Consider the following 12,707-nt stretch of genomic DNA (forward strand, 5'->3'; position numbering starts at 1 on the left):
CAATGTCTTCACCTTTCGCACGCTCGATGACGTGAACGCCATTCTTGCCACCCCCGGTCCGGCGTTAGTGTTGGGCGGCGGGGTATTGGGGGTGGAAGCGGCGGCGGCGTTACAGCGTCAATGTGACAACGTCACTTTAATTCATCGCGGCCCGTGGCTGATGGAGCAGCAGCTCGACAGCCACGCCGGATTGCTGCTGGAGCAGGCGCTCGACGCGCGCGGGATCCGCTGCGAGCTGAACGCCGGGCTGACGCAGATCGCCGCTGACTCCGTGACCCTCACCAGCGGCCGCACGCTTGCCGCCAGTCGGGTACTGCTGGCGACGGGCGTCACGCCGAACATCGCCCTGGCGCAGGCCAGCGGTGTGCCGTGCGGGCGCGGCATTCAGGTAGATGATCAGATGCGCACCGCGTTACGCGGTATCAGCGCCATCGGCGAGTGCTGCGAAATTGATGGCCAGATCTGGGGCCTGGTGGCGCCATGTCTGGCGCAGGCGGAGATCCTCGCCGCCCGGCTGGCAGGCGACAGCGTCACCCCGTTTACCCCGAGCGAAGGCGGCATGCGCCTGAAAGTTACCGGGGTGGAGTTGTTCAGCGCCGGGCAGGTGAACGCCCAGGCTGACGATGCGGTGTGGACCAGCTGGGATCCGCTGACCCGCCATTATCGCCGCTTACTGATCCGTAATGGCACGCTGGCAGGCGTGCTGCTGATGGGGGATTGCCGCAGCGCGGCCACCCTCACTGATTTACTGGCTACGCCAGAGCCCGCTCAGGCGGACTGGCTGTTCGATCAATTCACTACGCAGCCGCAGGTTGCAGGACAGAACGCTATGACAAAACCTACTCTGGTGGTGGTTGGGCACGGTATGGTCGGCCACCATTTTCTTGAAGACTGCGTAAACCGCAATCTGCATCAGCAATACCAGATCGTGGTCTTCGGCGAAGAGCGTTATGCCGCCTATGACCGGGTCCATCTTTCTGAATACTTTGCCGGACGCAGCGCCGATTCGCTGTCGATGGTGGCGGGGGATTTCTTTGCCGATAACGGCATTGAGCTGCGCCTGTCCCAGCAGATTGTGGCGATCGACCGTGAGGCGCGCGTGGTGCGCACCGCAGGCGGGCACGAGACCCATTGGGATAAACTGGTGATGGCGACCGGCTCCTGGCCGTTTGTGCCGCCGGTGCCGGGACGCGAGCTGGCGGGCTGCTTTGTCTACCGCACGCTGGACGACCTCGACCGCATTGCCGCTCAGGCCAAACATTCACGCACCGGGGTGGTGATTGGCGGCGGGCTGCTGGGGCTGGAGGCGGCTAACGCGCTCAAGCAGCTGGGTCTGGAGACACATGTGGTGGAGTTTGCCCCGAATCTGATGGCGGTGCAGCTTGATAACGACGGCGCGGCGATGCTGCGGCGTAAAATTGAAGCCCTCGGGGTGGGAGTGCATACCAGCAAAGCCACTACTGAGATTGCTGAAACTGACGCGGGGATGGTGTTGCGCTTCGCTGACGGCAGCGAACTGGCCACCGACATGGTGGTGTTCTCAGCCGGGATCCGTCCGCAGGATGCGCTTGCCCGCGAATGTGGCCTACAGCTTGGGGAACGCGGCGGGATCGGCATCGACAACCAGTGTCGCACCTCCGATGAAGACATCTTCGCCATTGGCGAATGCGCCCTCTGGGACGGTAAAATCTACGGCCTGGTGGCTCCCGGCTACCAGATGGCGCGGGTGGCATCTGCTGCGCTGGCGGGGGAAGACAACGCCTTCAGCGGGGCGGACATGAGCACCAAACTGAAGCTGCTCGGCGTGGATGTGGCTTCGTTCGGCGATGCCCACGGCCGCACGCCGGGATCCCAGAGCTACCAGTGGACCCACGGGCCACAGCAGATCTACAAAAAAATCGTGGTCAGCGCCGACGGCAAAACCCTGCTCGGCGGCGTGCTGGTAGGGGATGCCAGCGAATATGCCACTCTGGTGCAGATGATGCTCAACGACATCAGCCTGCCGAAAGATCCGGAAACACTGATCCTGCCTGCCGTTGCCGGTAGCGCGCCAAAAGCGCTGGGCGTGGCGGCCCTGCCGGACAGCGCGCAGATCTGCTCCTGTCACAACGTCAGTAAAGGTGATATCTGCCAGGCCGTCAGCAACGGTGCCATCGAGATCGGGACGGTAAAACAGTGCACCAAAGCGGGTACCGGCTGCGGGGGCTGCACCGCGCTGGTCAAACAGGTGATGGAGTTCCAGCTTGCCGCCCAGGGCGTGGAAGTGAAGAAAGATATCTGCGAGCACTTCGCGTATTCGCGTCAGGAGATCTACCACCTGGTGCGCGTCAACCGCATCCATACCTTTGACCAGCTGATTAGCCGCTACGGCCAGGGCCACGGGTGCGAGATCTGTAAGCCGCTTGTCGGGTCGGTGCTGGCCTCCTGCTGGAATGAATACCTGCTGAAACCGGCACATTTGCCGCTGCAGGACACCAACGATCGCTTCTTTGCCAATATCCAGAAAGACGGCACCTACTCGGTTGTGCCGCGTATGGCGGCGGGGGAAGTGTCTGCCGACGGGCTGATCGCCATCGGCCAGATTGCCAAACGCTATCAGCTGTACAGCAAAATCACCGGCGGACAGCGTATCGACCTGTTTGGTGCCCGGCTGGAGCAACTCCCGGAGATCTGGCAGCTGCTGATCGATGCCGGGTTTGAAACCGGACACGCCTACGGTAAATCCCTGCGCACGGTGAAATCCTGCGTTGGCTCCACCTGGTGTCGTTACGGCGTGCAGGACTCCACCGGGCTGGCGGTGACCCTCGAGAACCGCTACAAGGGGCTACGCGCGCCGCATAAGATCAAGATGGCGGTATCGGGCTGTACCCGCGAGTGCGCCGAAGCCCAGAGTAAAGACGTGGGGGTGATCGCCACCGACAAGGGGTGGAACCTGTACCTCTGCGGTAACGGCGGCATGAAGCCGCGCCATGCGGATCTGTTTGCCAGCGATCTCGATGACGCCACGCTGCTGCGCTACGTCGACCGCTTCCTGATGTTCTACATCCGCACCGCCGATCGCCTGCAGCGCACCAGCACCTGGATGGATAACCTCGAAGGCGGGCTGGACTACCTGCGCGAAGTGATTATCGACGACAGCCTCGGCCTTGCCGACGAGCTGGAGCAGGAGATGGCCCGCGTCGTGGAAACCTACCAGTGCGAATGGCAAACCACCCTGCAGGATGCTGGCCGTCTGGCGCAGTTCCGCACGTTGGGCAGCGATGCGCAACCGACGACCCACAAGCGCTGGCAGGACGTCTGCACCGTGGAAGATATCCCCGAACAGGCCGGAATTGGTGCCCGACTGGGCCAGCAGCAGATTGCGCTGTTCCGCTTTGGTAAGGCGATTTATGCCCTGGAAGATCGCGAGCCGGGCGGCGACGCCAGCGTGCTGTCCCGTGGCATTCTGGGTGATGCGGGCGGCGAGCCGGTGGTGATCTCCCCGCTTTACAAAACGCGGATCCGCCTGCGCGATGGACGTCAGTTCGAGACTGGTGAAGTGGCGGTGCGCGCCTGGCCGGTGAAAATTGACGGCGACCGGGTGCTGGTGGGTAGCGAAGAACTGGTGATGCGCGCGGAGGCTTCATGACGGAAACCCGATCCACCTGTCCCTACTGCGGCGTTGGCTGCGGGGTGATCGCCCGGGTTGACGCGGGTGAAGTGAGCGTACGCGGCGATGACAGCCACCCGGCCAATTTTGGCCGCCTGTGCGTGAAAGGCTCGGCGTTAGGGGAGACCACCGGACTGGCGGGACGCCTGCTGCAGCCGGAAGTCGACGACCAGCCGGTCAGCTGGGACCAGGCGCTACAGACGGCGGGCCAGCGCCTGCGTGAGATTATCGACACTTACGGCCCGCAGGCGGTGGCGTTTTACGCCTCCGGCCAGCTGCTGACCGAAGATTACTACGCCGCCAACAAGCTGATGAAGGGCTTTATCGGTGCGGCGAATATCGACACTAACTCCCGGCTGTGCATGTCCTCGGCGGTGGTGGGCTACAAGCGCGCCTTCGGCGAAGACATTGTCCCCTGCGGCTATGAAGACATTGAACAGACCGACCTGGTGGTGCTGGTGGGGTCCAACGCCGCCTGGACCCATCCGGTGCTTTACCAGCGGCTGGTGCAGGCGCGGGCCAACCATCCGCAGATGAAAGTGGTGGTGATCGACCCCAGGCGCACCGCCACCTGCGACATTGCCGATCTGCATCTGGCCCTGACCCCGGGCAGCGATGCCGGACTGTTTGTTGGCCTGCTGAACGCCATTGACGGCGAAGAGGGCGATGCGCAGCAGCGGGCGCGCGACTGGCCGTTGGCGCGGGTGGCGGCGTTTTGCGGCCTGGCAGAAGACGATATCGCCACCTTTTATGCCTGGTTTATCGCCGCTCCGCGCGCGGTTACGCTGTACACGATGGGCATAAATCAGTCCGCCAGCGGCAGCGACAAGTGCAATGCGATCATCAACGTCCATCTGGCGAGCGGCAAAATTGGCCGCGACGGCTGCGGGCCGTTTTCGCTGACCGGGCAACCTAATGCGATGGGCGGACGCGAAGTGGGCGGGCTGGCAAATCAGCTGGCGGCGCACATGAACTTTACCCCGGACGATCTCAGCCGGGTGGCCCGCTTCTGGGGCACCGAGCGGCTGGCGCAGACCCCGGGACTGATGGCGGTGGAGCTGTTCGACGCCATCGCCCGGGGCGAGGTGAAAGCGGTGTGGATCATGGGCACCAACCCGGCAGTATCGTTGCCCGACAGCCATGCGGTATGCCAGGCGCTGGCCGCCTGTCCGCTGGTGATGGTCTCTGAGGTGATGCGCGATACCGACACCAGCCGCTTCGCCCACATTCGCTTTCCGGCCCTCGGCTGGGGCGAAAAAGACGGCACGGTCACCAACTCCGAGCGGCGGATCTCACGCCAGCGCGCCTTTCTCCAGGCACCTGGGGAGGCGAAAGCCGACTGGTGGATCATCGCCCGCATCGCAGAGCAGCTGGGCCATGGCGCGGCCTTTGCCTGGGATCATCCCCATGCCATTTTTGCCGAACACGCCGCCCTGTCAGCCTTTGAAAACCACGGCGAGCGGGCGTTTAACCTGGCAGAACTGGCGCAGCTGACCCGCGCCGGGTGGGACGATCTTGCCCCCTGGCAGTGGCCGATTGACCGTGAGGCACTGACCCGCGCCCACCGGGTGCCGGTCACTCCGCAGGAACACGGCGCAACGCCGGACGCGCTGTATCCCTTTATTCTCAACAGCGGACGCATTCGCGATCAGTGGCATACCATGACCCGCACCGGCTATGTGCCCCGGCTGATGCAGCACCGCGACGAGCCGACGGTGGACGTCTCCCCGGAGGATGCGGCGCGCCTCGGCGTAGCGGACGGCCAGCTGGCCCGCATCAGCTCCGCGCGCGGGCTGATGGTCGCCCGGGCGCGGATTAACGACGGACAGCGGGTCGGGGAGCTGTTTGCCCCGATGCACTGGAACAGCTGCTTCTCGCGCCAGGGCAAGATCAATGCGCTGGTGGAAGGGCGCTGCGATCCGCACTCCGGTCAGCCGGAGAGCAAACAGACCGCGGTGCGGCTGATGCCCTGGCAACCCGCCTGGCAGGGGGAACTCTACAGCCGGGACGAACTCACGTTGCCGGCCTCGGTTAACTGGTGGCGCAAGGCCACATCCGGCGTGTCGCGTCTGACCCTCGCGGGGGATAAACCGCTGCTGGCGTGGCTGATGAACCACTGCAGCTCGCACGGCTGGCAGTTACAGGTGGCGCAGACCGGGGAGCGTAGCAGCCTGTTGGCCTGGCATCACAACCAACTGATGCTCGGCTACTGGGAAGGTACCGCGCTGCCAACCCTTGCCCATGCGGTGATTGCCGCAGCCTTTGAGTCGGCACCCGCCGAGCTCGCTGAGCGGCATGCGTTATTGAACGGACAGGGGGCGGGGGAGCAGGTTGATCCGGGGCGGATCATCTGTAGCTGTTTTAGCATTGGCGAGAAGGCGATTCAGCAGGCCATCGTCGAAGGATGTGATTCCGCTGCGGCACTGGGAGGCAAGCTGCGCTGCGGCACTAACTGCGGCTCCTGCGTGCCGGAACTGAAGGCGATGCTGTGTGTAAAGGCGTAACAGCGTCATGTGGCGTTACGCTTACCCGCCGACGTTCCCCGTATTGCTCTCTGGATTCAGGAAATTCCTGAAATTGTGCTTAAGGCTGTAATTGTTTCCAGAAAACGATAAGGTAAGGGGTGTTTTATGTCTGAAATGGATCCCTGTTACGACGTTAATGTCTGTGTTATCTCGCTCGCGTCTGCTGGTCTTGCTTCTGCTCATGATGAGCGGAACCCTTTCGGCTGCCGCAAAATCCTTTCTTGAGCAGGCGCAAAACCCCTTTGATAACAACGGCGACGGCCTGCCGGATTTAGGTCTGGCTGCACCCACCCGCGAGGGCGAAAAGCACCTCGCGGAGATGGCGAAGGCGTTTGGCGAGGCCAGTCAGGTTGACAACGGCCTGACCGCCGAAGAGCAGGCCCGCCAGTTTGCCTTTGGTCAGGTGCGGGATGCCGTCAGCCAGGAAGTGAATCATCATATTGAGTCCTGGCTTTCACCCTGGGGGAACGCCAGCGTTAACCTGCTGGTCAATGACGAAGGGCGGTTCACCGGCAGCAGCGGCAGCTGGTTTATCCCCTGGCAGGACAATAACCAGTATCTGACCTGGAGCCAGGTCGGGCTGACCCAGCAGGACGACGGGCTGGTGAGCAATGCGGGCATCGGCCAGCGCTGGGTGGCGGGCAGCTGGCTGCTCGGCTACAACACCTTTTACGACAACCTGCTGGATGAAAACCTGCAGCGCGCCGGGCTCGGGGCCGAAGCCTGGGGCGAATACCTGCGCCTGTCGGCGAATTATTACCAGCCGTTAGCCAGCTGGCGCAACACCTCGACCCTCGAAGAGCAGCGCATGGCCCGCGGCTATGACGTCACCGCCAAAGCCTGGCTGCCGTTCTATCATCACCTCAACACCAGCGTCAGCTTTGAACAATATTTTGGCGACAGCGTCGATCTGTTCCAGTCCGGAACGGGCTACCACAATCCGCTGGCGGTGAACCTTGGCCTGAACTATACCCCGGTACCGCTGGTGACCTTCTCCGCCGCGCACAAGCAGGGCGAAAGCGGCGTCAGCCAGAATAACCTCGGCATGAAGCTCAACTACCGCTTTGGCGTGCCGCTGACCAAACAGCTCTCTGCCAGCGAAGTGGCCGACAGTCGCTCGCTGCGGGGCAGCCGTTACGATCCGCCAGAACGCCAGAATCTGCCGGTGATAGAGTTCCGCCAGCTGAAAACGCTCTCGGCCTGGCTGGCAACGCCGCCGTGGGAATTGCAGCCGGGTGAGACGGTGGTGTTGAAAATGGATATTCGCAGCCGGCACGGCGTGCGGCAGCTCTACTGGCAGGGGGACGTGCAGGCGTTGAGTCTGACTGCACCGGCGAAGGCCGACAGCAGCGAGGGCTGGAGCATTATTGTGCCTGCCTGGGACAGCAGTGAAGGGGCGAGCAACCGCTGGCACCTGTCAGTGGTGGTCGAGGACGATGAGGGGCAGCGTGTCTCGTCCAATGAGATCACGCTCGCACTAACGCCACCGCTGATGACGTTCCCGGAAGACGACCCTCGCTGGGCCCTGCTGCCGGACAACTAAACTAGAAAATACGTTCCTGATGGACCCACACCGCCGCTTCCACGCGCGATTTCAGCTTCATCTTCTTCAGCATATGTTTCACGTGCACCTTCACCGTACTTTCGGTGATGTCCAGACGGCGGGCGATCATCTTGTTTGGCAGACCCTGGGCAATCAGCTTGAGGATATCGCGCTCGCGCGGGGTCAGTTGGGTGACGTCGCGATCGGAGGTGGCGCGGTTGGCGCGCAGGCTGGCGGCCAGCACCGGGGTCAGGGCTTCGCTCAGTACCATGTCGCCCGCGGCGGCCTGCTGCAGAGATTTCAGCAGCTCTTCCGGCTCCATGTCCTTCAGCAGATAGCCGTCGGCGCCGCGCTTGAGGGCGGTGACCACGTCCTCTTCATGGTTGGAGACGCTGAACACCACCACGCGCCCGGAGAGCGTTTTTTCCCGCAGTTTATCGAGGGTTTCTAATCCGTTCATCCCCGGCATATTCAGGTCGAGCAGGATCAAATCCGGATCCAGCGCTTCGGCCAGTTCAATACCCTGTTCACCGTTGCTGGCTTCGCCCACGACGGTAATATCCGACGCCATGCTGATAAGTTGTTTTACGCCGGTGCGCAGCATCGGATGATCGTCGATTAACAGGATTGTTGCTGGCTCCTGATTAGACATGGTGTTCTCCTTGGGCAGTGAAAAGAGGCTTTTCGGGAATGAAGGTGACAATGACGTCGGTGCCGCCGGACTCGCCGCAGCGAACCTGACAATCACCACGCAGGCTTTGCGCGCGGTCACGCATAATGATTAAGCCGTAGTGATTATGTCGTTCGGCGTTTTCCGGCACGCCACAGCCGTTATCACGAACCGTGAGTTTGACCTGATTATCATGACGACTCACGCTCAGGGCAACCGCTGTCGCCCCGGAATGTTTTAGCGCGTTGCTTAACGCTTCGCGGGCGATCTGCAGCAGATGGATGGCCTGATGGGACGGCACAAAGCGCGGCGGCAGCTGGTAGTCGAGGGCGATTGCAAAACCGAGTCGGGCGCTGAACTCCTGACAGCTGGCCTCCAGTGCCGGACGCAGGCCGGGCTCCGTCAGCTGCAGGCGGAAGGTGGTGAGCAACTCGCGCAGCTGCACCCAGGAGGTGTTCAGCTCGTTGCGGATCTGGCTCAGAAGCTGTTTGCTGTTATCCGGCAGATGGGTGTCCTGCATCTGCAGGCAACTGACCTGCATCTTCATACAGGAGAGCGACTGGGCGATCGAGTCGTGTAGTTCCCGGGCAATGGTGGCGCGCTCCTCCATCACAATCAGCTGCTGCTGTTTTTCCTGATGGCGATCGAGGGCCAGGGTGGCGGTGAGCTGCTCCACCAGCGTATCGACCAGCTGCTGCTGATCGTGGCTCAGATGGCGTCCGGCGGGCAGCGTCGCCAGCAGAATACCGTACTGCATCAGATTGTCGGCCAGTCGCCACTTCAGCGTGATTCCGCTGGTGGCGAGGGGAGGCAGGTCCCGCGGGCACAGATGACAGCCTTTTTCATCGCAACTCAGATTTGACTGGCAGGTAAATTCCTGGTGGTTCTCTTCATCTTCCATGTCGTACACCCGCAGCTCGATATCGTGCAGCAGGGTCAGATTTTGCAGGCCGTTCAGCACCGGTGAGAGCCGCTCGCACAGCGGCACCTGGGAATGCAGACGACGGTTGGCCTGCCACAGAAAGGAGAGAATTTCGTTCTTTTGCTCCAGCCCGGCGGTTTTTTCCCGCACCCGCTGCTCGAGCACCGCGTAGCTTTCGGCCAGCTCGCCGGACATAGTATTCAGCGCGTCGCCAAGCATCGCCATCTCATTGCGCCCGCTCACCTGTGCGCGCTGGGTAAAATCGCGCTGGGTCACAGCGCGGGCTACCGCCAGCAGCTGTCGCCACGGGTGGAGTAGCCTGTTGCGCAGCCAGACGATGGTAAACACCAGCAGCAGCCCCATGAACACCGCCATCAGCTGCTGCATCAGCACCACCCGCGCGATGCGCTGTTCGGTGCTGGAGTCGAATGCGCTCACCAGATCGTCCAGGCGACTGACAAAATTCGCCACGTCGGCGGCCACCGTCTCGGGGCTTTGCGCCTGCTTGAGTCCTGGCTCCAGCTTGCTGTGCCAGTAGCCCTGCAGCGCTGTCAGCTTAGGTTGCTGGTTTTCGCGCTGTGCGGCGTCTTTCAGCGCCGGGCTGAAGACGGTCACTTCCATTTCGTCCAGCAGGGCCTGATCTGCGGCTGACAGCGGGATCGCCGCCAGCAGCCGGTAGCTCTGCATCCGCAGTGAGCCGGCTTTATTTATCGCGTGTGCGTTGCCCTGGACGCCTTGTACCAGCCAGCCGGAAATCGCCATCCCCGTCACCCCGATAGCGGTGGACAGCATGACGATGAGCACCAGTTGATTAACCAGCGTCAGCGGTGAAAAACAGCGTTTAAACATAGAGCAGTCTGGCTCCTGACAATGCCTGGACCTGGAAGGAGCCCTATTCTCAGGCATACCCTGGAGTATACCCATACCCAAAAAGGATTACCTCCTAATTGCCATTAGCCAGGTGAATGGGAGCAGAGGAGTAGCCAGAAAGAGCAGTACCGTGAAAAACCACACCTTTTCTGGCGGAAAATGCTACTCACTTAGGGTGATGGCTGGTTTTTACGCCTGAATTAGCGACATTTTCCTTTGATTTATATCAACTTACCGCCCGCTTAAAACCCTGATCTTTGTCCAACTTTTAAGAATCAGAGGTGTCTATGAGTCACTCAACTTCCCCCGAAAGGGAATCTGGCGCGGTGATTACCGAGTGGCGTCCGGAAGATCCGGCGTTCTGGCAACAGCGTGGTCAGCGTATAGCAAGTCGTAATCTGTGGATTTCCGTTCCCTGTCTGCTTTTGGCGTTCTGCGTCTGGATGCTGTTCAGCGCCGTGGCGGTCAATCTGCCAAAAGTGGGCTTCACATTTACCACCGATCAGCTGTTTATGCTAACGGCGTTACCTGCGCTTTCGGGGGCGCTGCTGCGCGTGCCGTACGCGTTTATGGTGCCGCTGTTTGGCGGTCGTCGCTGGACGGCGTTCAGTACCGGGATCATGATCATCCCGTGCGTGTGGCTGGGTTTTGCGGTGCAGGATATCACCACCCCGTTTAGCGTCTTCGTAACCATTTCACTGCTGTGCGGTTTTGCCGGGGCTAACTTTGCCTCCAGCATGGCCAACATTAGCTTCTTCTTCCCGAAACAGAAGCAGGGCGGGGCGCTGGGTCTGAACGGCGGTCTGGGGAACATGGGCGTCAGCGTGATGCAGCTGATTGCGCCGCTGGTGATTTCGGTGTCGATTTTCGCTGTTTTTGGCGGATCGGGCGTTGAGCAGGCCGACGGTTCGCTGCTGTTCCTGCAGAACGCAGCGTGGATTTGGGTGCCCTTCCTGGTAGTCTTAACCCTGGCCGCGTGGTTCGGCATGAACGATCTGGCGGCGTCGAAAGCCTCGCTGCGCGAACAGCTGCCGGTACTGAAACGCGCCCATCTGTGGATCATGGCCCTGCTGTATCTGGCAACGTTCGGCTCGTTTATCGGCTTCTCCGCCGGGTTTGCAATGCTGTCGAAAACCCAGTTCCCGGACGTGCAGATCCTGCATTACGCCTTCTTCGGCCCGTTCATTGGTGCACTGGCGCGGTCAACCGGTGGGATGATTTCCGACCGTCTGGGTGGGACGCGCGTAACCCTGGTTAACTTTGTGCTGATGGCGATTTTCTGCGCTCTGTTGTTCCTGACTCTGCCGGTGAATGGCGTGGGCGGCAATTTTAGCGCCTTCTTCGCGGTGTTTATGGTGCTGTTCCTGACCGCCGGGCTGGGGAGTGCCTCTACCTTCCAGATGATCTCAGTGATCTTCCGTAAAATGACGATGGAACGTGTCAAAGCACAGGGTGGTGACGAGCAGCAGGCAATGCGTGAGGCGGCCACCGACACTGCGGCCGCGCTGGGCTTTATCTCGGCGATTGGCGCGATTGGCGGCTTCTTTATTCCAAAAGCCTTTGGTATCTCGCTGGAGCTGAGCGGCTCCCCGGCGAACGCCATGAAAGTATTCCTTGTCTTCTATATCGCCTGCGTGGTGATCACCTGGGTGGTATACGGGCGTAATTCTAATAAAAAGTAAGTTGTGATTATCCGTTTGCGCGGCCTGGTGTCGCGCTTTTTTTTGCCCGCCATTAGTTACAACATCCTCATGGGCGCTAACCCTTCGCCAGGGGGTAGCACTGTGATCCCTGTCGCTTAGCAGAATCGTCTACTCCTTAAAACTCCGGGGATGAAATTACACTGTCTCTTTTGTACGATGAATAATAAAAACCCTTGTTTAACAGTGATATACAAAACAAGAGTGCGTACCCCCTTCGGGGTAGCGAAAGATAAGCCCTCCTCAACAGACCTGAGCCGCCTTGATCGTTATCAATTCCCGTCATCTTTCAGGGCGTTACCTTCGCCACAAATCAGCAATGTCGATTTAGAGAGCCACAGGCTCCACACAGGAGATATCCGATGAGTAAATTTCTGGACCGGTTTCGCTACTTCAAGCAGAAGGGTGAAACATTTGCCGATGGGCACGGTCAGCTTCTGGAGACCAACCGGGACTGGGAAGATGGTTACCGTCAGCGTTGGCAGCATGACAAAGTCGTGCGTTCCACCCATGGTGTAAACTGCACGGGTTCATGCAGCTGGAAGATTTTCGTCAAAAATGGTCTGGTGACCTGGGAAATGCAGCAGACGGACTATCCGCGTACCCGTCCTGATATGCCAAACCACGAACCGCGCGGCTGCCCTCGCGGCGCCAGCTACTCCTGGTACCTGTACAGCGCCAACCGCCTGAAATACCCGCTGATGCGTAAACGCCTGATGAAAATGTGGCGTGAAGCGAAAACGCTGCACAGCGATCCGGTTGATGCATGGGCGTCCATTATTGAAGATGCCGATAAGGCGAAAAGCTTTAAACAAGCGCGTGGTCGCG

Annotated in this window: 6 protein-coding genes and 1 pseudogene; 5 read left to right on the forward strand and 2 right to left on the reverse strand. The window is 60.8% G+C overall.

Features of this window, described 5'->3' with window-relative positions; genetic code table 11:
- The 3 genes from nirB to ACRDD5_RS10420 all read left to right on the forward strand — a co-directional run.
- On the forward strand, positions 1-3,628 hold a 3,628-nt coding region (nirB, locus tag ACRDD5_RS10410; protein ID WP_438676710.1), incomplete at its 5' end, for a nitrite reductase large subunit NirB.
- Complete coding sequence (locus tag ACRDD5_RS10415; RefSeq protein WP_438676711.1) at positions 3,625-6,153, forward strand: nitrate reductase; 2,529 nt, start codon at positions 3,625-3,627, stop codon at positions 6,151-6,153. The genes nirB and ACRDD5_RS10415, both read left to right, overlap by 4 nt.
- Positions 6,154-6,310: 157 nt before the next feature.
- Positions 6,311-7,717, forward strand: coding sequence for a YchO/YchP family invasin (locus tag ACRDD5_RS10420; protein ID WP_438676712.1), 1,407 nt, complete (start codon positions 6,311-6,313; stop codon positions 7,715-7,717).
- Between the two features lies 1 nt (position 7,718).
- Here the strand turns inward: ACRDD5_RS10420 and narL are convergent, their stop codons facing one another.
- Together narL and narX are read right to left on the reverse strand one after the other, a co-directional pair.
- Positions 7,719-8,369 carry a two-component system response regulator NarL gene (gene narL, locus ACRDD5_RS10425; RefSeq protein ID WP_271284132.1) on the reverse strand — a complete coding sequence of 217 codons (651 nt, stop codon included), beginning with the start codon at positions 8,367-8,369 and terminating at the stop codon, positions 7,719-7,721.
- Positions 8,362-10,158, reverse strand: coding sequence for a nitrate/nitrite two-component system sensor histidine kinase NarX (narX, locus tag ACRDD5_RS10430; protein ID WP_438676713.1), 1,797 nt, complete (start codon positions 10,156-10,158; stop codon positions 8,362-8,364). The genes narL and narX overlap by 8 nt, the downstream gene beginning before the upstream one ends.
- A 308-nt stretch (positions 10,159-10,466) precedes the next feature.
- On the opposite strand from narX, the gene ACRDD5_RS10435 reads away from it, so the two are divergent.
- Positions 10,467-11,861, forward strand: coding sequence for a NarK family nitrate/nitrite MFS transporter (locus tag ACRDD5_RS10435; protein WP_438676714.1), 1,395 nt, complete (start codon positions 10,467-10,469; stop codon positions 11,859-11,861).
- A 380-nt stretch (positions 11,862-12,241) separates the two neighbouring features.
- Positions 12,242-12,707, forward strand: a pseudogene (gene narZ, locus ACRDD5_RS10440) (nitrate reductase subunit alpha); the annotation flags it as partial.

The organism is Silvania sp. (assembly GCF_051656365.1).
GTDB lineage: Bacteria > Pseudomonadota > Gammaproteobacteria > Enterobacterales > Enterobacteriaceae > Enterobacter > Enterobacter hatchlandensis.